General features: G+C 73.1%; 20 protein-coding genes. 13 read left to right on the top strand and 7 right to left on the bottom strand.

The annotated features are described in order from the left end of the window. The first annotated feature begins 38 nt into the window (after window positions 1-38). From pnuC to OG247_RS10660, 5 genes are read left to right on the top strand one after another with little or no spacing between them, the layout of a single operon-like run. Window positions 39-647 (top strand): nicotinamide riboside transporter PnuC, encoded by a 609-nt coding sequence (pnuC, locus tag OG247_RS10680; RefSeq protein WP_327252016.1) that lies wholly within the window; start codon window positions 39-41, stop codon window positions 645-647. Then, window positions 644-1,750, top strand: coding sequence for an AAA family ATPase (locus OG247_RS10675; RefSeq protein ID WP_327252015.1), 1,107 nt, complete (start codon window positions 644-646; stop codon window positions 1,748-1,750). Before pnuC ends, OG247_RS10675 begins: the two co-directional genes overlap by 4 nt. Beyond that, window positions 1,747-2,529: an NUDIX hydrolase gene (locus OG247_RS10670; RefSeq protein ID WP_327252014.1), complete on the top strand. Its 783-nt coding sequence runs from the start codon at window positions 1,747-1,749 to the stop codon at window positions 2,527-2,529. Before OG247_RS10675 ends, OG247_RS10670 begins: the two co-directional genes overlap by 4 nt. Further along, a complete protein-coding gene (locus OG247_RS10665) occupies window positions 2,526-3,581 on the top strand; it encodes an ADP-ribosylglycohydrolase family protein (protein WP_327252013.1) in 1,056 nt (351 codons plus the stop codon). Before OG247_RS10670 ends, OG247_RS10665 begins: the two co-directional genes overlap by 4 nt. Before the next feature lie 2 nt (window positions 3,582-3,583). Next, complete coding sequence (locus OG247_RS10660; protein WP_327252012.1) at window positions 3,584-4,336, top strand: nucleotidyltransferase domain-containing protein; 753 nt, start codon at window positions 3,584-3,586, stop codon at window positions 4,334-4,336. Here OG247_RS10660 and OG247_RS10655 read toward each other — a convergent pair. The 4 genes from OG247_RS10655 to OG247_RS10640 form a co-directional block, all read right to left on the bottom strand. Further along, window positions 4,333-5,289 carry an IS481 family transposase gene (locus OG247_RS10655; RefSeq protein ID WP_327252011.1) on the bottom strand — a complete coding sequence of 319 codons (957 nt, stop codon included), beginning with the start codon at window positions 5,287-5,289 and terminating at the stop codon, window positions 4,333-4,335. The two genes, OG247_RS10660 and OG247_RS10655, sit on opposite strands and share 4 nt — an antisense overlap. Before the next feature lie 106 nt (window positions 5,290-5,395). Next, on the bottom strand, window positions 5,396-6,115 hold the full coding sequence (locus OG247_RS10650) for a nucleotidyltransferase domain-containing protein (RefSeq protein WP_327252010.1): 720 nt from the start codon (window positions 6,113-6,115) through the stop codon (window positions 5,396-5,398). A gap of 28 nt (window positions 6,116-6,143) precedes the next feature. Continuing rightward, entirely contained in the window at window positions 6,144-6,614 is a 471-nt protein-coding gene (locus OG247_RS10645; protein WP_327252009.1) for a Rieske (2Fe-2S) protein, read from the bottom strand. A gap of 83 nt (window positions 6,615-6,697) precedes the next feature. Continuing rightward, window positions 6,698-7,039: a DUF952 domain-containing protein gene (locus OG247_RS10640; RefSeq protein WP_327252008.1), complete on the bottom strand. Its 342-nt coding sequence runs from the start codon at window positions 7,037-7,039 to the stop codon at window positions 6,698-6,700. 136 nt (window positions 7,040-7,175) lie between these two features. On the opposite strand from OG247_RS10640, the gene OG247_RS10635 reads away from it, so the two are divergent. From OG247_RS10635 to der, 5 genes are all read left to right on the top strand, one after another. Further along, a complete protein-coding gene (locus tag OG247_RS10635; RefSeq protein WP_327252007.1) occupies window positions 7,176-7,619 on the top strand; it encodes a YidB family protein in 444 nt (147 codons plus the stop codon). A gap of 144 nt (window positions 7,620-7,763) precedes the next feature. Next, the gene (locus tag OG247_RS10630) at window positions 7,764-8,852 is read left to right on the top strand and encodes a prephenate dehydrogenase (protein WP_327252006.1); all 1,089 of its coding nucleotides are present in this window, start codon (window positions 7,764-7,766) and stop codon (window positions 8,850-8,852) included. 197 nt (window positions 8,853-9,049) lie between these two features. Beyond that, a complete protein-coding gene (gene cmk, locus OG247_RS10625; RefSeq protein WP_327252005.1) occupies window positions 9,050-9,757 on the top strand; it encodes a (d)CMP kinase in 708 nt (235 codons plus the stop codon). After that, complete coding sequence (locus tag OG247_RS10620) at window positions 9,754-10,401, top strand: lysophospholipid acyltransferase family protein (RefSeq protein ID WP_327252004.1); 648 nt, start codon at window positions 9,754-9,756, stop codon at window positions 10,399-10,401. The genes cmk and OG247_RS10620 overlap by 4 nt, the downstream gene beginning before the upstream one ends. A gap of 75 nt (window positions 10,402-10,476) precedes the next feature. After that, window positions 10,477-11,937, top strand: coding sequence for a ribosome biogenesis GTPase Der (gene der / locus OG247_RS10615; protein ID WP_327252003.1), 1,461 nt, complete (start codon window positions 10,477-10,479; stop codon window positions 11,935-11,937). A 29-nt stretch (window positions 11,938-11,966) separates the two neighbouring features. Here the strand turns inward: der and OG247_RS10610 are convergent, their stop codons facing one another. Both OG247_RS10610 and OG247_RS10605 read right to left on the bottom strand, forming a co-directional pair. Beyond that, complete coding sequence (locus OG247_RS10610; protein ID WP_442813248.1) at window positions 11,967-12,458, bottom strand: hypothetical protein; 492 nt, start codon at window positions 12,456-12,458, stop codon at window positions 11,967-11,969. 197 nt (window positions 12,459-12,655) lie between these two features. Next, window positions 12,656-13,453, bottom strand: coding sequence for a hypothetical protein (locus OG247_RS10605; protein WP_266909936.1), 798 nt, complete (start codon window positions 13,451-13,453; stop codon window positions 12,656-12,658). Between the two features lie 285 nt (window positions 13,454-13,738). Here OG247_RS10605 and OG247_RS10600 point away from each other — a divergent pair, with 285 nt between their 5' ends. Then, complete coding sequence (locus tag OG247_RS10600; RefSeq protein ID WP_327252001.1) at window positions 13,739-14,485, top strand: transglycosylase family protein; 747 nt, start codon at window positions 13,739-13,741, stop codon at window positions 14,483-14,485. Window positions 14,486-14,725: 240 nt separating this feature from the next. Here OG247_RS10600 and OG247_RS10595 read toward each other — a convergent pair whose 3' ends face one another. Further along, entirely contained in the window at window positions 14,726-16,414 is a 1,689-nt protein-coding gene (locus OG247_RS10595; protein WP_327252000.1) for an MFS transporter, read from the bottom strand. A 244-nt stretch (window positions 16,415-16,658) separates the two neighbouring features. Here OG247_RS10595 and OG247_RS10590 point away from each other — a divergent pair, with 244 nt between their 5' ends. Beyond that, complete coding sequence (locus tag OG247_RS10590) at window positions 16,659-17,774, top strand: hypothetical protein (RefSeq protein WP_442813247.1); 1,116 nt, start codon at window positions 16,659-16,661, stop codon at window positions 17,772-17,774. Window positions 17,775-18,034: 260 nt separating this feature from the next. Next, complete coding sequence (locus tag OG247_RS10585) at window positions 18,035-19,228, top strand: phosphatase PAP2 family protein (RefSeq protein WP_327251998.1); 1,194 nt, start codon at window positions 18,035-18,037, stop codon at window positions 19,226-19,228. Window positions 19,229-19,500 lie beyond the last annotated feature (272 nt).

The raw sequence follows: 19,500 nt of genomic DNA, 5'->3' as shown, positions 1-19,500 counted from the left end.
TGTTTATAGTCAACTTGACTATAAAGGGAGGGGGCGTCATGGGATGGCAGACGAGCTGGACCGAGATCCTCGGGTTCGTCACGGGGGCCGTGTGCGTCTGGCTGGTCGCCCGGCAGCACATCGCCAACTGGCCGATCGGCATCGCCAACAACGTCTTCTTCATCGTGCTCTTCGCCCAGGCCGGCCTCTACGCCGACGCCGGGCTGCAGATCGTCTTCATCGCCCTCGCCGCCTACGGCTGGTGGTCCTGGACCCACGGGGGTGGCCCGGGCACCACCACGGCCCTGCCGGTGCGCCGCACCACGGCCGCCGAGTGGACCGTGCTGGCCGCGGCGGGGGCGGTGGGGGTGCTCGGCCTGACCCTGCTGCTGAGCCGGGCCACCGACTCCACCGTCCCGTTCTGGGACGCGGCCACGACCGGGCTCTCGCTCGCGGCCACGTACGGGCAGTGCCGCAAGCTCCTCGAGTCCTGGTGGCTGTGGATCGCCGCCGACCTCGTGTACATCCCGCTGTACGCCTACAAGGGCTTGTACCTGACCTCCGTGCTCTACGTCGGCTTCCTCGCCCTGTGCGTGGCCGGACTCCTCGGCTGGCGCCGGGCGCTCCCGGCGGAAGGCGCCCGCGCGGTACGGCAGGTGACGGCGTGAAGCGCCACGGCCACGGCCTGGTCCTCGGCAAGTTCTATCCGCCGCACGCCGGCCACCACCACCTGGTGCGCACCGCGCAGGACCAGTGCGAGCGGCTGACCGTACTGGTCTGCGCGGCCTCCGTGGAGTCCGTACCGCTCGCCGACCGGGTCGCCTGGATGCGCGAGGCGCACCCGGGGGCCGAGGTGGTCGGCGCGGTCGACGACATCCCGGTCGACCTCCACGACCCGGCCGTCTGGGAGGCGCACATGGCGATCTTCCGGCGCGCGGTGCGCCGCCCGGTCGACGCCGTCTTCACCTCCGAGGCCTACGGGACCGAGCTCGCGCGGCGGTTCGGCGCCGAGGAGGTCTGCGTGGACCCGGACCGCACCCTCTTCCCGGTGTCCGGTACGGCCGTACGGGCCGACCCGGTCGGGAACTGGGAGTTCCTGGGGCCCGCCGTACGGGCGGCGCTGACCCGGCGGATCGTCGTACTCGGCGCCGAGTCCACCGGCACGACCACGCTGTCGCGGGCCCTGGCCGAGCACTGGCGGGGGCGCGGCGGGGTGTGGGCGAAGACGGGCTGGGTCGCCGAGTACGGCCGGCGGTACAGCGAGGAGCGGCTGGCGGCGGCGCGCGCGGCGGACCCGGCGGCGACCTGGGCCGACGTGAGCTTCGCCCCGGCGGAGTTCCCGGTGATCGCGCGGCGGCAGGACGCGGACGAGGAGCGGGCGGCCCGGCTGGGATCACCGGTGCTCTTCTGCGACACGGACTCCTTCGCCACCGGGATCTGGCACGAGCGGTACACCGGCGCGCGCAGTGCGGAGGTCGAGCGGATCGCCGCCGGGACGCGGCGGGACCTGTACCTGCTCACCGACCACGCGGACGTGCCCTTCGAGGACGACGGGCTGCGCGACGGAGCGGAGCTTCGGCCGTGGATGACCGGGCGGTTCCTGGAGGAGCTGGAACGGACCGGGAAGCGCTTCCTGGTGGTCCGCGGGGACCGCGAGGAGCGGCTGGCGGCGGCGGTGGCCGCCGTCGACGGACTCCTGGCGGAGGGGTGGCAGTTCGCGGATCCCCTGCCGGAGCGGGTGGCGGAGCGGGCGGGGGAGCGGAGCCGATGAGTGACACCGGACCCAGCCCCGGAGGCGAGCACGGAGGCGGGCACGGGTACGACCCGCACGCCTTCGCACCCTTCGCGGTGACCGTCGACCTCGCCGTCTTCACCGTGCGCGGCGGGACCCTGCACGTGCTGCTGATCCGGCGCGGGCAGGAACCGTACGCGGGCGCCTGGGCGCTGCCCGGCGGCTTCCTGCTGCCCCGGGAGTCCGCGGAAGCGGCCGCCCGGCGCGAACTGGCCGAGGAGACCGGACTGTCGGCGCACGTGATCGACGCCCTGCACCTGGACCAGCTGCGCACCTACAGCGCACCGGACCGGGACCCCCGCATGCGCGTGGTCTCCGTGGCCTTCACCGCGCTCGTCCCCGATCTGCCGGAACCGGTGGCCGGGGGCGGCGGAGACGCGGACCGCGCCCGCTGGGTACCGGTGGGGGAGGCCTGCGCGCCGGACTTCGGACTGGCCTTCGACCACGAGGAGATCCTCGCGGACGCCCGGTCCCGTATCGGCTCGAAGCTGGAGTACAGCTGCCTGGCCACCGCCTTCTGCCCGCCCGAGTTCACGCTCGGCGAGCTCCAGGCCGTCTACGAGACCGTCTGGGACACCGTCCTGGACCGCCCCAACTTCCGCCGCAAGGTGCTGGCCACGCCCGGCTTCGTCGAGGCCGTGCCCGGAGCCGCCCGGCTCACCGGCGGTCGCGGCAAACCGGCCGCCCTCTACCGGCCCGGCCCCGCCAACACCCTGCACCCGCCCCTGCTGCGCCCCTCGGAAGGACACACGCGATGACGACTACGCCGAAGAAGCCGACGGAACCGACGGAACCGACGCACACGAAGCGGGCCGCCACCGGCTCCCTGATCGGCCTGGCGCTCGGAGACGCCCTCGGCTTCCCCACGGAGTTCAACGACGTGCCCGGGATCCTGGCGAAGACCGGCCCGTGGCGGGAGATGGCCCTGATCCGGCCGGCGATCGTCTCGGACGACACCCAGATGACGCTGGCCCTCGCCCGGGGCATACGGACCGCCGCGGAGCGGGGCCGGGTCGGCCCGCTGCGCCTCGCGCGGCCGGTCCGGGAGGAGTTCGTCGACTGGTACCACTCCCCGGAGAACAACCGGGCCCCGGGCCGCACCTGCCTGAAGGCCTGCAGCCTCCTGAACCTGCCCGAGCGGGACTGGCGCGACGCCAGCCAGATCGGCTCCAAGGGCTGCGGAGCGAACATGCGGGTGGCTCCCGTCGGGCTGGTGCCGGGCTGGACGGAGGAGGAGCGGGCCGGCGCGGCCCAGCTCCAGTCGGCCCTGACCCACGGCCACCCCACGGCCCTGGCCGCCTCCGACCTCACGGCGCGGGCGGTGTTCCTGCTGGCGCGGGGCACGGAGGTGACCGGCCTGGTCGGGCAGCTGCGCTCGTACGCCCTGGAGAACCGCACCCGCTACCACGAGCGCTGGCTCGGCGACCTCTGGACGCGGACGGCCTCCGACGCCTCGGCCGAGTCCTTCATGGCGCGCGGCTGGGACGAGTGCCTGGAGGTCCTGGACCGCCTCGCGGCGGCCCTGCGCACCCCCTCCCCGGAAACGGACCCCTGCCTGACGACCGGCGAGGGCTGGATCGCCGAGGAGGCGCTGGCCACCGCTCTCCAGTGCTTCCTCCTCTTCCCCGAGGAACCGCTCCTGGCCCTGCGCCGCGCGGCCTGCACCGCGGGCGACTCCGACTCCATCGCCTGCCTGGCCGGCGCCTTCGCGGGCGCCCACCTGGGCGCGGACGCCTGGCCCCGCGACTGGGAGGGCCGCATCGAATACCGCGCCGAGCTCCTGTCCTTCGGCGCCCTCTGGGACGCGTGACCATGCTGGACGCGAGGGACACCGACCTCACCGCCGTCGTCGCGGAGCAGCCGGACCCGCTGCTCTTCGCCACGGTCTCGGGCGCCCACCTGTACGGATTCCCTTCCAAGGACTCCGACGTCGACCTGCGCGGAGCGCACCTGCTGCCGGCGGCCGCGTTGCTCTCGCTCCGCGATCCGCAGGAGACGCGCAGCCGGATGTGGTTCCGGGACGGCACCGAGATGGACCTGGTCACGCACGACCTGCGCAAGTTCGTCCGGCTGATGCTGAACCGCAACGGCTACGTCCTGGAGCAGCTGCTGTCCCCCCTGGTCGTGCACACGACGCCGGCGCACGAGGAGTTGGTCTCCCTGGCTCCCGGTGTCCTGACCTCGCACCACGCCCACCACTACCGCGGCTTCGCGAACACGCAGTGGCGGCTCTTCGGGAAGACGGCCGAGCTCAAGCCGCTGCTCTACACCTTCCGGGCGCTGCTCACGGGCGTCCACCTGATGCGCTCGGCACGGGTGCAGGCACACCTGCCCACGCTGCTGGAGGAGGTGCCGGAGGCTCCGGGCTATCTGGCCGGGCTGATCGAGGCCAAGGCCGAGGCCGAGCACGGCGCGGCCTCGGGCATCGACGCCGGGCGGGTGGAACGGGACTTCGAGGCCCTGCACGGGGTCCTGGAGGCGGCGCAGGGCGCTTCGCGGCTGCCGGAGCACGCGGACGCGTTCGAGGCGCTCGACGAGTTCGTCGTACGGCGCCGGGCGGGCTAGGTGTATTGACCTGCAGGGTTGTTGACGCGGCTGATGGGTGGTTTGCCGTCGAGTGCGGTGTGGCAGCGGTGGTGGTTGTAGGTGTGGAGGAAGTCTGTCAGGGCTGCTGTCCGTTCGTCGTTTGAGGTGTAGGGCCGTAGGTAGGCCCATTCGTCCAGGAGGGTGCGGTTGAAGCGTTCGACTTTGCCGTTGGTCTGGGGCCGGTAGGGGCGGGTGAGTTTGCCGCTCGCGCCGAGGTCGGCCAGGACGTTCTTCCAGGCCAGGCCTTTGCGGTAGGCCCAGGCGTTGTCGGTCAGGACCCGTTCGATGCGGGTGATGCCCTGGGAGTGGAAGAACGCGGCCGCGCGGGTGAGGAAGGCCGCGCAGGTGGCGGCTTTCTCGTCTGGGTGGATCTCGCTGTAGGCGAGGCGGGAGTGGTCGTCGACGGCGGAGTGGACGTAGTCGAAGCCCATGGCGGAGCGGGTGGTGCGGCCGGCCTGGCGGCCCAGGACTTTGTGGCCGCCGCCGTCGGGGATCCGGCCGAGTTTCTTCACGTCGATGTGGACCAGCTCGCCCGGGCGGTCGCGTTCGTAGCGGCGGATCACGGTGCCGGTGGGGCGGTCGAACCAGGCGAGCCGGTTCAGGCCGTGGCGGGTCAGGATCCGGTGGACGGTCGAGGCGGGCAGGCCCGGGACCGGGCCGATCCTCGCGGGGCCCAGCTTGCGGGTCCGACGCAGGTCGCAGACCTTCGCCTCGATGGCGGCCGGGGTCCGGTGCGGCGTCCTGTGAGGCCGGCTGGACCGGTCGTGAAGACCCGCCTCGCCCTCGGCCCGCCACCGGCGCACCCACTTGTGGGCAGTGGCCCGCGATATGCCCGTCTCGGCTGCTACGTGGGCGACCGGACGTCCCGATGCGACCCGATCGACCAACAGCCGCCTACCGAAGACAGTCAGCCGGGCATTACGGTGGGACACGAAGACCTCCGTTGTGCAATGGGTTCCTAGACAGCTCCCACCACACCGGAGGTCTTCGCCATGTTCAAGACCTGCCAGGTGTCAACAACGCTCGTGATCAATACACCTAGGCCGTCGTGGACGCCCGGCGGGTGCGGAGGAGGAAGTCCTCGACCCGGGGGAGGTCCGGGGATTCGGGGAGGGGGGTCTTCGCGAGGGCGGCTTCGGTTTCCTCGGTCAGGCGGGTCATCCAGCCGTCGACCTCCTCCCAGGTGAGTTCGCCGTGGCGGACCGCGAGGAGGCCGTCGCGGTAGGGGGTCGCGTCGATGGCCAGGCGGCCCGTGCGCAGCAGGTCGCGGCAGGACAGCAGCAGGCGCAGCAGGTGCATGGCGTGCTTCCAGCGCGGGGCGCCGTGGTTGCGGAGGTCGCCGAGGAGTTTGCCGCGCTGGGAGACGGCGTACCGGCTGAAAGTGGTGTGGGCCCGGCGGGAGAGGAACGCCTCGCGGAGCGAGAGGAGTTCCTCTCCGACCGGGGTGAGGTCCTCCACGAGGGGGGAGTGGAGGACCTCCAGGATGTTCGGGTTGGCGCGCAGCGCGAGTTCGCAGAAGCGCTCCAGCTCCCACGAGAACTCCTCGTCCCGGGGCCCGTCCACGTGCGTCGGCGGCTTCTCGAAGCGCCAGAAGAGCGGCGTCGGGGCGAGGTAGACACCGCGCCGGTCGGTGTCGCTCGCCTCCGTCGCCAGGCCGAACGCCCTCGAACCCATCACGCACGAGTAGACCGTGTGCTCCCTGACCAGGGTGATTCCGAGCGGGTCGGGCGTGGGTTCGATCTGGTTGGCCTCGTTCATGCCGCGAGGCTAGTGCTGCGGCCTCGGGCTAGGCGAGCGAGATTTCGCCCGCCGGGGAGACGGTGATCTTCTTCTCCTCCAGCGGCTTGGTGGCCGGGCCCTTGGCCACCGCGCCGTCCGTGTCCTTGAACTTGCTGCCGTGGCACGGGCAGTCGATGGTGCCGGCCTCCACCTTGTTCACGAGGCAGCCCTGGTGGGTGCAGACCGCCGTGAAGCAACGGAAGTTGCCCGCCGTCGGCTGGGTGACGACCAGTTTCTCGTCCTTGAGGACCGTGCCGCCGCCGACCGGCACCTCCGAGGCCTTGATCAGGGCCTTGGCGTCCCCGGCCGGAGCCGAGGACGAGGCGGACGCGGAGTTCTGCGCCGTGGGGGCGCTGCCGCCCTCGGACGCGGGCTTGGTTCCGTCGGTTTCGCCGCACGCGGTCAGCGCGCCGCCTGCCAGGACGCTCGCACCGGCCGCCAGGACCGTGCGCCGGGCGGTGCGGGTGGGGTCGCTCATGACTTCTCCTCGGGTGATCGCCGGGATGGCGAGAGGCATCCTGGCGCGTGACGGGCCTCAGGGACACCCCGCCACGCCTTGTCTCAGCCCTCCGGCGGCCACGGAACGAGTTCCGCGGGCGCACCGGGGGCGCGTACCACCTCCCACACGCGCACCACGGCCTCCCGGTTCAACGGTCCGTGGACGTGCGGGTAGCGGATGCCCGGTTCACCCTCCCGGCGGACGTCGCAGGTGAGGGCGCGCTCGTCGAGTTCCACGGCGAGCAGGGTTCCCGGTACGCCGCCGTAGTGCGAGGCGGCGATCGCCAGCGCCGTCTCCGGATCCCCCGAACAGTGCACGAAACCCTCGGAATCGAGGGAGGCCGGGGCGTACGGGCGCGCGGGATCGGCGGTCCAGTCGGCGAGCGGAACGAGGTGGAAGATCATGCCGATCGTTCTACCGCAGTCGGCGCGCGGCTCTGCGCCAAGTGGCAGACGCGCCCGAGTTGGGTGACATTGTCCGTATCTCGAAGCCGGGTGCGCCGAATTCAGCGCGCCCGGTCCCTCTTCGAAAGGCATCACCATGGCGGGCAACGACCTCGGCTCCCTTCTCGGCGGCCTCCTCGGCGGCAGCGGTGGACAGGGCGGCGGTGGCGGCGGCAACATCCTCGGCTCCCTCCTCGGCGCGCTCATGGGCGGCGGTGGCGCCGGCGGGGCCCAGGCGGCCGGAGGCGCGGGGAACAACCCGCTCGGCGGGCTGCTGGACATGCTGACCAAGTCGGGTCTGACCGACCAGGCCCAGTCCTGGGTCGGCACCGGCGAGAACCAGCCGGTCAGCGGCGCGGAGATCGCCAAGGCGCTGCCGGACGAGACCCTGGCCAAGGTCGCCGAGCAGGCGGGCGTCACCCCGGAGGCCGCCGCCGACCAGATCGCGGTGGCGCTCCCGCAGGCCGTGGACAAGCTGACCCCCGGCGGCTCGATCCCGAGCGGCTCGCTGGAGGACATCATCAAGCAGCAGGGCCTCTGAGCGACCCCGGTCCTTCCGAGGACGGTTCCCGAGGGCCCGGCGTCCCGTCCCAGCGGACGGGACGCCGGGTCCTCGCGCCGTTCCCGCTGGCTACCCTGAGGCAGGCACCGCCGTCACACCCCCCGTACCCCTGGAGAGCGCCCCGTGAGAACCGCCGTCGTCATCGGAACCGGACTGATCGGCACCTCGGCGGCGCTCGCCCTCGCCGCCCGCGGCATCGCCGTCCACCTGTCCGACCGGGATCAGGGGCAGGCCCGTACGGCCGCGGCGCTGGGCGCCGGCACGGAGGAGCCCTACCAGGGCAAGGCCGACCTCGCGGTCATCGCCGTACCGCCCGCCCACGTGGCCGCCGCCCTCGCCGACGCCATAGGCCGCGACCTGGCCCGCGCCTACGTGGACGTGGCCAGCGTCAAGGGCGGCCCGCGTCGGGAGCTGGACGCGCTCGGCGTGGACACCAAGGCGTACATCGGCACCCACCCCATGGCGGGCAAGGAGCAGTCCGGACCGCTCGCGGCCTCCGCCGACCTCTTCGAGGGCCGGCCCTGGGTGCTCACGCCGACCCGGGAGACCGACCACGAGGTGCTGAACCTGGCACTGGAACTGGTGGCCCTGTGCCGGGCCGTCCCCGTGGTCATGGACGCCGACGCGCACGACAGGGCCGTCGCGCTCGTCTCCCACACCCCGCAGCTCGTCTCCAGCATGGTCGCGGCCCGGCTGGAGGAGGCCGACGAGACCGCGGTGCGGCTGTGCGGACAGGGCATCCGCGACGTCACCCGGATCGCCGCCTCCGACCCCCGGATGTGGGTGGAGATCCTCTCGGCCAACCCGGGACCCGTGGCGGACGTGCTCTCAGGGATCGCCGCCGACCTCGAGGAGACCGTGGAGGCCCTGCGGGGCCTGCAGTCGGCCGACGAGGCCAAGCGCCGGGACGGGGCGGCCGGCATCGAGGACGTACTGCGCCGCGGCAACGCGGGCCGGGTCCGGGTGCCGGGCAAGCACGGGGCCGCGCCGGCGGTCTACGAGACGGTGGCCGTCCTCATCTCCGACCAGCCGGGCGAGCTCGCCCGGATCTTCGCCGACGCCGGCCGGGCCGGGGTCAACATCGAGGACGTGCGGATCGAGCACGCGACGGGGCAGCAGGCGGGCCTGGTCCAGCTGATGGTCGAACCCCGGGCCGTGGCCGGCCTCCAGGCCGAGCTGCGCGAACGCGGCTGGGCGCTGCGCCAGCAGTAGCGCGCCGGGCGTGGGGCACCCGCCCCGGGACCGGGCCCCTTCGCCCGCCCAGGGGCCGCCCCGCACCCGCCCCGCGTCCGCCCTTCCGCCCGCCCGCCGACGCCCCGGCGGGCGGCGGCGAAAAGCCCGGTAACCTGGAGGAGGGGCGCTATTGGCGCGCCCGGACACGTACGCGCAACCAGGAAGGTGCCCGCACCGTGGAAACCGCAGCTCCGACCGCCGTGATCGTCGCCATCGACGGTCCCTCCGGCACGGGCAAGTCCAGCACTTCCAAGGCCGTGGCCGCCAAGCTCGGGCTGCGCTACCTGGACACCGGCGCCCAGTACCGGGCCATCACCTGGTGGATGATCACCAACGGCATCGACATCGACGACCCGCAGGCCATCGCCCTCGCGGCGGGCAAGCCCGTCATCGTGTCCGGTACCGATCCGTCCGCCCCGACCATCACGGTCGACGGCCAGGACGCCTCCGGCCCGATCCGGACCCAGGAGGTCACCTCCAAGGTCAGCGCCGTGAGCGCCGTCCCCGAGGTGCGCACCCTGATCACCGAGCTCCAGCGCTCCATCGCCGCCGAGGCGGCCGACGAGGCCGACGGCATCGTCGTCGAGGGCCGGGACATCGGTACCACCGTGCTGCCCGACGCCGACCTGAAGGTCTTCCTCACCGCTTCCGCCGAGGCCCGCGCGGCCCGCCGCAGCGGCGAGCTCCGGGGCAAGGAGGCCACGGACCTCGCGGCCACCAAGGAGGCGCTGATCAAGCGCGACGCCGCCGACTCCGGCCGCAAGACCTCCCCGCTGGCCAAGGCCGGCGACGCGGTCGAGGTGGACACCACCGAGCTCACGCTCGACCGGGTCATCGAGTGCGTCGTGACTCTGGTGGAAGAGAAGCGGGCGGGGCGCTCGTGAGCGATACGCCCTCCCTCAAGGGTGCGGCGGTCGGCCGGAGGATCGGCATCGGGCTCATGTACGGCCTCTGGAAGCCGCGCGTGCTGGGGGCCTGGAAGGTCCCCGCCACCGGCCCCGTCATCCTGGCCGTGAACCACTCGCACAACATCGACGGCCCCATGGTCATGGGCACCGCCCCGAGGCCGCTGCACTTCCTGATCAAGAAGGAAGCGTACGTCGGTCCGCTCGGCCCCTTCCTGGAAGGGATCGGGCAGGTGAAGGTGGACCGCTCCGGCGCCGACCGGGGAGCGATCAGCCGCGCGCTGGGCGTCCTGGAGAGCGGCGGGGCCCTGGGGATCTTCCCCGAGGGAACCCGGGGCGAGGGCGATTTCGCCTCGCTGCGCGCGGGACTCGCGTACTTCGCGGTCCGCTCCGGTGCCCCCATAGTGCCGGTCGCCGTTCTCGGCAGCACCGAGCGCGCCGGCCGCGTCGTCAAGGCGCTGCCGCGGCTGAAGAGCAGGGTCGACATCGTCTTCGGCGATGCCTTCGACGCCGGGGACGGCAGTGGCCGCCGTACCCGGACCGCGCTGGACCAGGCCACCGTACGCATCCAGGACCGGCTGACCGCCCACCTGGCCGACGCCAAGCGCCTCACCGGGCGCTGAGCGAGACTTGACCTAGTAGTGGAACCGCGCTGCGCGGGCCCCACCGATCACCACGAACGACGAGGAACGGACTTCATGAACGACCAGCAAGACCACGGAGCACTTGGCGATGCCGAGTACGCGGAGTTCATGGAGCTCGCCGCGGAAGAGGGCTTCGACATCGAGGACGTCGAGGGCGCGCTCCAGGAAGCCGGCCACGGCCCGCTCCCGGTCCTCGCCGTCGTCGGCCGCCCGAACGTCGGCAAGTCGACCCTGGTGAACCGGATCATCGGCCGCCGCGAGGCGGTCGTCGAGGACAAGCCCGGCGTCACCCGCGACCGCGTCACCTACGAGGCCGAGTGGGCCGGCCGCCGGTTCAAGGTCGTCGACACCGGCGGCTGGGAGCAGGACGTCCTCGGCATCGACGCCTCCGTCGCCGCCCAGGCCGAATACGCCATCGAGGCCTGCGACGCGGTCGTCTTCGTCGTGGACGCCAAGGTCGGCGCCACCGACACCGACGAGGCCGTCGTCCGCCTGCTGCGCAAGGCCGGCAAGCCCGTCGTCCTGTGCGCCAACAAGGTCGACGGCCAGAGCGGCGAGTCCGACGCGGCCTCGCTGTGGTCGCTGGGCCTCGGCTACCCGCACCCGGTCTCCTCCCTGCACGGCCGCGGCACCGGCGACATGCTCGACGCCGTCCTGGAGGCCCTGCCCGAGGCGCCCGAGCAGACCTTCGGCACCGCCGTCGGCGGTCCGCGCCGGATCGCGCTCATCGGCCGCCCGAACGTCGGCAAGTCCTCCCTCCTGAACAAGGTCGCCAAGGAGGACCGCGTCGTCGTCAACGAGATGGCCGGCACCACCCGCGACCCGGTCGACGAGCTGATCCAGCTCGGCGGGGTCACCTGGAAGTTCATCGACACCGCGGGCATCCGCAAGAAGGTCCACCTCCAGCAGGGCGCGGACTACTACGCCTCGCTGCGCACGGCCGCCGCCGTGGAGAAGGCGGAAGTCGCGGTCATCCTGATCGACACGACCGAGCAGATCTCCGTGCAGGACCAGCGCATCATCACGATGGCCGTCGAGGCGGGCCGCGCGATCGTGATCGCGTACAACAAGTGGGACGACCTCGACGAGGAGCGCCGCTACTACCTCGAGCGCGAGATCGAGACCGAGATGCAGCAGGTCGCCTGGGCGCCCCGGGTGAACGTCTCCGCGCTCACCGGCCGCCACATGGAGAAGCTGGTCCCGGCGATCGAGGCCGCGCTCGCGGGCTGGGAGACGCGCATTCCGACCGGCCGTCTGAACGCCTTCCTCGGCGAGGTCGTCGCCGCCCACCCGCACCCGATCCGTGGCGGCAAGCAGCCGCGCATCCTGTTCGGTACGCAGGCGGGCAGCAAGCCGCCGCGGTTCGTCCTCTTCGCCTCGGGCTTCCTGGAGCACGGCTACCGCCGCTTCATCGAGCGCCGCCTGCGCGAGGAGTTCGGCTTCGAGGGGACCCCGATCCACATCTCGGTCCGCGTCCGCGAGAAGCGCGGTGCGCAGCACAAGCGCAAGATGTAACGGCGGTAGGGCCGTCGGGGCCGCCGGGGCTAGTAGCCCCGGCGCGGAGCGGGCGGCAGGGCCGCCGGGATGTGCTGCATCCCGGTCTGGTGCTGCCGCCCGTTCGCGTATCCGGCGCCGGCGGTGGCGTACGAGTACTGAGGCTGCGGAGCCGGGGAGGGCTGCCAGGCGTCCGCCGGCTGCCCCGCGTGCTGTCCCGTCGGCTGCCATGAGGAACCGTTCCAGCCACTCCCGTAGGAGCTCGCGGAGCCCGCGGCGGACCCGCTGCCGTACGTGCCCGCGCCGCTGCCGTACGCGCCGCCGCCGTAGGAGCCCCCGTACGAGAACGCCGTGAAGCCGAGGTCCTCCTCGCCCGTGCGGTCGCCGGGCAGGGCCCGGAAGGCGCGCAGGTACTCCGAGTACAGCGTGTCGTAGATGGGCGTGTGCGAGGCGGCCGGGGAACTCCCCAGCTCCCGTACGGGGCGCATCGGGGGGACGCTGCTCGGATAGGACGGGGCGCGGGAGACATCGTAGGAATGCACGTATCAGCCAACGAAACCGGCGGCCCACGGATGCGGGGTGGCGGGGCGGAAAACGCAGATCGCCGGGGGTGCGCGGGACGGACCGCGCACCCCCGGCGCACGCCGCCCGGCCCCCTTGGCGGGGGTCGGACGGCCGTCTCGGGGACGGAAGACGGAGCGGGCGAGCCGGAGTCCGGGAGGCTCCGGGAGCCGGGGCCTCAGGCGCCCGGGGTACCCGCCAGCGGCATCGAGGCGGCGACCAGCTTGCCGTTGCGGGCGGCCTTGTCCAGGGCGTCGCGCAGCAGGTCCTCGCGGGGCTGCTGGCCGATGGTGCCGACGGGGGCGGCGTACACCAGGACGCGCTGCGTCTTGTTGACGGCGGCCCGCCAGCCGTCGGTGACCGACAGCGGCCGGTGCGCCTGCCACCAGGCGATCTGACCGGGCTGGAGCACCGAGTGCAGCTGGCCCGCGGCGAGCAGGATCGACCAGCCGGTCAGGGCCTGCGGGACCTCCTCGGTGTCGGTCATGGGGATGAAGCCCTGCTCGATGAGGAGCGGGAGGAAGTCGTCGCCGGGACCGGTGGTGCCGGGGCGCGCGATGGGCGCGGTCGGCTCGACCACGAGGGCGGGGTGCAGCTCCCCGTTGATCAGGATCAGGCCGCTGGTGATGCCGAGGACGGCCTGGCCGCCGGGCACGGACTGCGGCACGTCGCCGGCGGGGGAGGCCGCCGGGGCGGGGCTGTCGCCCGTGATGGAACGGACGGCGCCCTGGAGGTCCGCCTCGGGCACGGAGACGACCTGCGAGGGGATGCAGCCGGCGTGGGCGAAGGCCAGGACGGCCGTCTCGTCGCCGACGAACAGCACGGTGCTGGTCTGCTCGCGCTCGGAGTCGCCGGGGGTGCGGCAGGAAGTGCAGTCGTAGCTGCCCGGGGATCCGTCACCTGCGAGCAGCCGCTCGGCCTCCTCGTCGCCGATCTCGGCACGTACCTCATCACTGACTTCGAGCATGCGCGGCACGGGGTGGCTCCTCGGACTAGGCGTGCGGGGCCGGGGGTTCCGGCTCGCCGGGCTCAACGGGGGAGTGGCGGCCGGGGTCACGCCGTTTGAGGGAACGGAATCGAACCGGACCCCCGAAGGAGTGAACGGTCCGACCGGGCCGTTTTTTTCGTGCCAACTCTTTTTTGGTTGTGCGCAGTTGATGGCCGGTGCTGGCCGTTTGGGCGGTGGGCCGAGCGGGTGGGGGCGCGCGGGGCGCGGTGTGGCGAGCGCGGGGGGTGGTACGGGGCTGCGTAGCGTGACGCGATGCGCAACTTCGGGGTTCCGGGTGGGGTGGGCGCGGCGGCGCTGACGCTCCTCTTGCTCGCATCGGCGGCAGCGGTCGCGGCGCCGCCCCCGCCCAGGCCGGGGGCGCCCGGCCGGTCGGTGGACTGCGGGCCCGGCGGGCAGTGGCCCTGGGACTGCGTGGCCGACTGCGAGAGCGGGGGCCGCTGGGCGGTGAACACGGGGAACGGCTTCTACGGCGGGCTGCAGTTCTGGCAGCCGACGTGGGAGGAGCACGGGGGACTGGCCTTCGCGCCGAGGGCGGACCTCGCCACCCGGGACCAGCAGATCCGGGTGGGGGAGGAACTGCTGGCGAGTCAGGGCTGGGAGGCGTGGCCCGTGTGCGCGAAGCGGTACGGGCTGGCGGGCCGGATGCACGTGGTGCGGAAGGGGGACACGCTGGTGGCGATCGCGCGCAGGCACCGGGTGCGGGGTGGCTGGCAGGCGCTCTACGCGGAGAACCGGACGGTGATCGGGGCGCGTCCGGAGGCGCTGCGGATCGGCACGATGCTGATGCTGCCGGCCGTGCGGTCGGAGCCGCCCGTGCCGGTGCCGGTCCCGCAGGCGCCGTCGCCCGTGCCGGTCCCGGTCCCGTCCCCGCAGGCGCCGTCACCCGGGGCCGTCGCGAATCCGGCCGCGCCGGCCTTGCTGCCCCCGGGGCCGTCGGCGACGCCACCCCGGGCGGACCCGTCCGTGAGTCCCGGCCCCGCGGGGGGATCGAGGGCGTAGGCGGCGGGCCGGTGTGGGTGGGTGGGTGGGTGGGCCCTGCGGGGCCGAGTCCCCTACCCGCCCTTCGCCCGTTCCCCGGGGCTCCGCCCCGGACCCCGCTCCTCAAACGCCGGAGGGGCTGGATTGGGGCGGGAGGGGGCTGGATCGGCGCCGGCCGGATCCGGCGCCGGTGGGGGTGGATTGGCGCCGGTGGGGGCTGGATCGGCGTCGGCTGGAGCGGCGCCGGTGGCGGCCGGAGCGTCAGGCCGGGTGGCCGAGGGCCGGGTCGTGGGCGGGGGAGGGCTGGGCCGGGATGCGGGCTCCGGCTGTGGCCGTCTCGGGGCCCGGCTGGGCGGGCAGGCGGACCTGGGCCGCCTCGGAGTCCGCGCACTCCATCGTGCGGGGGAGCTTCAGCGCCATCACCGCGCCCGCCAGGAGCAGCGCCGCGCTCACCAGCAGCGTGACGTGCAGCCCGTGGACGAAGGAGTGCCGGGCGGCGGAGAACAGGGACTCGCCCGCCGGTCCGCCGAGCCGGTCCGCGATCTGGTAGGCCTCGCCCAGTGAGTGCGCGGCGCCGGCGGAGTCGGCCGCCGACACCCCTGGAACCGTCTTCAGGCCCGGCGCGTAGGCCGCGTTCATCACGCTGCCCAGCAGGGCGATGCCCATGCCCGCACCGAGCTGGTAGGAGGTCTCCCCGATCGAGGCGGCGCCGCCGGCCGTCGCGGCCGGAGCCTCGCTCAGCATGGACTCGTAGGCCGCGAAGAGGGTGGTCTGGAGGCCGAAGCCGAGCAGGACGAAGCCGACCGTCAGCAGGACCGGCCGGTCGTGCTGGCCCATGAACGTCAGCAGCAGCACCGCGCCGGCGGTCAGGACGAAGCCCAGCGAGACCATCCTGCGCGGCCCGGTCCGGGCCAGCGTGTAGGAGCCGGTCGCGCCCGCCGCCATCGCGGCGAAGGTGAGCGGCAGCAGGCGCAGCCCCGTCTCCAGCGGGCTCAGGTGCAGCACGAGCTGGAGGTACTGGACGGCGATCAGTTCCAGTCCGACCAGCGCCAGCATGGCCAGCACGATGCAGCCCACGGAGGTGGTGAAGGCCGGCCGGGAGAACATCCGCATGTCGATCAGCGGGTGCGTCCGCCGCTTCTGCCGGCGCACGAAGAGCACCAGCAGCCCCGCCCCGATCAGCAGCGGGACCAGTGCCTGCGGGTCGGCGAGGTGGCGCTCCGCGCCGAGCCGCTTGACCCCGAGGACCGCGCCGAGCACGCCGCCGGCGGCCATGAGCGCGCCGAGCACGTCCCAGGGTCCGTCCGAGGTGCCCTTGGACTCGGGCAGCAGCCACCGGCCCAGCGGCAGGATCATGATCATGAGCGGGATGTTGATGAGGAAGACCGAGCCCCACCAGAAGTGCTGGACCAGGAAGCCGCCGAGAACGGGGCCACTGGCCGCGCCCACGGCGGCCACGGCGGTCCAGATGCCGACGGCGAGGGCCCGCTCGCGCCGGTCGGGGAAGACCTGGCGCAGGATCGACAGGGTGGCGGGCATGATCATCGCGCCGCCGACGCCCAGCAGGGCGCGGGCCGCGATCAGGACCTGGGCGTTGTCGGCGAGGGCGGCCAGGGCCGAGGCCGCGCCGAAGAGCCCGTAGCCGAGGAGCAGGACGCGGCGGCGGCCCACGCGGTCACCGAGGGTGCCGAAGAGGATGAGGAGGGCGGCGCACACGAGCGGGTAGGCGTCGACGATCCACAGCAGCTCCATCGGGCCGGGTCGCAGGTCTTCGGAGACCGAGGGAACGGCGACGTGCAGGATCGTCGCGTCGAGCGCGACGAGCACCAGGCTCACGCAGAGGACCGCCAGTACGGCCCAGCGGTTGGCCCCGCCGGAGGCCGCGCCGAGTCGACGCAGTCGCTGCCAGGGGGAAGGGTTCCTGTCGCCGGTCACGTTCGTCCCCGACATGCATGTACCTCCCAGGTGATCCCTCGCACTCGGCGGACCAGCGTCTTCTCAGAGCCACGGATGGGGAGGGTGGCGTCCTACGGGGTCCGGCGTCGACACGCGAGTGAAGAGTCAGCGTACGCGAGTTCGGCTGTCCGACACGTGGTCAAGCTCTCATCCCGCCGCCGGCTGCGCTGTGGTGTGCGCCACTCCTCCCGCCTCGGCCCTTCCTGCCCGGGCGCGACCTCCCCGGACCTCGATAATCATGCCCGTGAAGGATCTTGGATTTCGTCGGGCCGCGCCCGCTCTGGCCGTGTTCGTGGCGGTTCGGCTGCTCGGGCTGACCGTGCTCGCGGTGTGGGGGGCGGTGGCCGGCAGCAGTGCGCACACCCTGCTCTCGGCCCGCTGGGACTCCCTCTGGTACGCCCGGATCGCCGCCGAGGGGTACGGGTACGAGGTGGCGCTCCCGAACGGCGACGTCCACTCCAACCTGGCCTTCTTCCCGCTGCTGCCCTGGCTGGAGCGGCTGGTCTCGGCCGTCACCGGGCTCGGGTACGGATCGGCGGGCCTGGTGGTGTCGGCGCTCGCCGGGCTCGCCGCGGCCTGGGGGATCTTCGCGGTCGCCGAACTGCTCCACGGCCGCCGTGCCGGGGTGTTCGCCGTCGCGGTCTGGGCCGCGCTGCCCGTCGGGATCGTCCAGTCGATGGCGTACAGCGAGTCGCTGTTCACCGCGCTGGCCGCCTGGAGCCTCTACGGGGCCCTGCGCGGGCACTGGCTCACCGCCGGCCTGCTCGCGGCCGGGGCGGGACTGACCCGCCCGGTCGGAGCCGCCGTGGTCGCGGCGGTGTGGGTGGCCGCCGCCCTGGCCCTGCGCGGCGGGGAGCGCCCCCGGCGGCCGGTGGCGGGGGCGCTGCTGGCTCCGCTCGGCGCGGCGGCGTACGTGCTGTGGGTGGGCGTGCGCACCGGCGGCGGCCTGACCGGGTACCTGGACGTACAGGGCGGCTGGGGCAACGGCTTCGACGGCGGCCTGGCGTTCGCCCGCTTCATCGGGGCGCGGCTGGCCTCGCCTGCCTTCCCCGCCGGGATCGGGCTGATCGCCGGGGTCGCGCTGGTGCTGTGGCTGTACGTGCTCTGCGTGCGGCGGCGCCAGCCGCTGCCGCTGCTGGTGTACGCCGGAATCGTGGTGGCGCTGGCCCTGTGCGCCTCCGGATACTTCGGCTCCAAGCCCCGGCTGCTGCTGCCCGCCTTCCCGCTGGTGTTCCCGCCGGCGGCGGCGCTGGCCCGGTGGCGGGCGGGCCGGGCGGCCGCGGTGCTGGGTGCGGCGGCCGCCGCCTCGGCCGCGTACGGGGCCTTCTGGCTCAACGGCTCGGGGCCGCCGTAGGCCGTCGCGGGAGGGGCCCGGCGGCCCGAGATCACGGAATGGATCGTTCCGTTCCATCTTCGGGCAAAACAATTGGCCCGTACTGATAAATGCGGCCTAAGTATGCGAGGAAAATACTGGAGGAAGGGACCTCCACCGGTCCAACCAAAGGCTGAATACCGGGAATTAAGTCCCGCGTGAGACCAACTCCACATCACATGGTCATCACAAAGCGTGTGATTCGACCGGGTCGCCCATCGACGCGCGGTAACGTCGATTGAGTGCGTACCGACCAAATCCTGCCCAGACTGGAGCGGGTGTTCGCCCGGCTGGACCGGGAACCAGAGCGACCGGCTCATCTGCAAACACCGCGGATGAGCCGGCACCGCGTCGTGCTCCTCGGAGCGACCCTCGCCATCTACCTGGCGATCGTCGTCGCGGTCCTGACCACCTCGTGGCTCGTCCGCCTCGACTGGCAGATCATGTTCTTCCGGCCGTACGAGCAGTGGCCGCAGCTCCACGCCTTCCTCGACTACCTCGTCGTCCTGGGCCAGCGCGGCCCCACCGCGGTCATGGTCGCCGCCTGGCTCGGCTGGCGGTCCTGGCGGCAGCACACCCTCCGCCCGCTGATCACCCTCGGCGTGGCGCTGCTGTTGCTCAACATCACCGTGGGCGCCGTCAAGCTCGGCCTGGGTCGACTCGGTCCGCACTACGCCACCGAGATCGGCTCCGCCGAACTCTTCGCCGGTGGCGATATATTTCCTTCGGGGCACACCGCCAACGCCGTGGTGACCTGGGGAATCCTGGCCTACCTGGCGTCCACCGTGGTCACCCGCCGGGTGCTTTCGCTGGTCTCCGCCGTGGTCTCCCTGAGCGTCGGCGCCACCACCGTCTACCTCGGCACCCACTGGGTCAGCGACGTCCTGCTCGGCTGGCTCGCCGGCCTGCTCGTGCTACTGGCGCTGCCGTGGTTCGAGCCGGCCATCGCCATGGCCGAGGCCTACGTCTTCGACCTGCGCGCACGGCTGCGCAGCCTCGTGGAGGCCGGGCAGGTGCCCGAGTCCCTCACCGGGCTGCTCGTCCCGGTGCTCTCGGCCGGAGGCAAGTGGCAGCTCCAGCGGGCCGCCGCCGAGCCGTCCGAGCGGCCGTCGGCGCAGCCCGTGCCGACTGTGCAGCCCGCGCAGGCCATGCAGCCCGTACAGCCCGTGGTCGTTCTTCGGCAGTCGGAGCCGGCCGAGCCCGCGCAGGTGCCGGTCCCGGTCCCGGGCCCGGTTCCGGCGTCGGTTTCCGCTTCCGCTTCCGTGCAGGCCGCGGGGCACCAGCCGGCCGCCCGGCCCGCCGTTCACCTCTCCGGCCGTCCGCACCTGATCCGTTCGGAGCGGACGCCGATCACCCCGGCCGGCAGCCGCCGCCCGGCCCACGCCGAGCGGGCCCCGGTGCGCGGCGCGGCGCCCCGCCCGGCCGCCGGCGGCTGAGCCGGACGGTACGCACCCCTTCCGCTCGCGCATCCACGGCGGGCCCCGGTCGACGACCGGGGCCCGCCGTGCGCGTGCGGGGCGGGGGCGGCCGTCGAAAGGCCCGGAACGTCAGCGGCGCGCCCGGACGTTCCTCCGTACCGGGTCACGCTTGTGTCACGGATTGTCGACAGTCTCCCACTGCGGAGTTTGTCTGGACCTTTTATTTCCCGTCCCGCGACACGCCCGGGATGAATTCTGTTTCGAATTCCCCCGGAACTCCCCGGAATTGT

Origin of the sequence: Streptomyces sp. NBC_01244 (genome assembly GCF_035987325.1) — a bacterium.
GTDB lineage: Bacteria > Actinomycetota > Actinomycetes > Streptomycetales > Streptomycetaceae > Streptomyces.
Note: the sequence above shows the minus strand (reverse complement) of the source record. Positions and strands in the feature narration are given on the sequence as shown.

Coding starts and splice junctions, on each gene's coding strand:
- pnuC (WP_327252016.1), top strand. CDS start 39: ATGGGATGGCAGACGAGCTGGACCGAGATCCTCGGGTTCGTCACGGGG.
- der (WP_327252003.1), top strand. CDS start 10,477: ATGAACGACCAGCAAGACCACGGAGCACTTGGCGATGCCGAGTACGCG.
- OG247_RS10635 (WP_327252007.1), top strand. CDS start 7,176: ATGGCGGGCAACGACCTCGGCTCCCTTCTCGGCGGCCTCCTCGGCGGC.
- OG247_RS10600 (WP_327252001.1), top strand. CDS start 13,739: ATGCGCAACTTCGGGGTTCCGGGTGGGGTGGGCGCGGCGGCGCTGACG.
- OG247_RS10660 (WP_327252012.1), top strand. CDS start 3,584: ATGCTGGACGCGAGGGACACCGACCTCACCGCCGTCGTCGCGGAGCAG.
- OG247_RS10665 (WP_327252013.1), top strand. CDS start 2,526: ATGACGACTACGCCGAAGAAGCCGACGGAACCGACGGAACCGACGCAC.
- OG247_RS10590 (WP_442813247.1), top strand. CDS start 16,659: ATGCCCGTGAAGGATCTTGGATTTCGTCGGGCCGCGCCCGCTCTGGCC.
- OG247_RS10595 (WP_327252000.1), bottom strand. CDS start 16,414: ATGTCGGGGACGAACGTGACCGGCGACAGGAACCCTTCCCCCTGGCAG.
- OG247_RS10650 (WP_327252010.1), bottom strand. CDS start 6,115: ATGAACGAGGCCAACCAGATCGAACCCACGCCCGACCCGCTCGGAATC.
- OG247_RS10670 (WP_327252014.1), top strand. CDS start 1,747: ATGAGTGACACCGGACCCAGCCCCGGAGGCGAGCACGGAGGCGGGCAC.
- OG247_RS10645 (WP_327252009.1), bottom strand. CDS start 6,614: ATGAGCGACCCCACCCGCACCGCCCGGCGCACGGTCCTGGCGGCCGGT.
- OG247_RS10640 (WP_327252008.1), bottom strand. CDS start 7,039: ATGATCTTCCACCTCGTTCCGCTCGCCGACTGGACCGCCGATCCCGCG.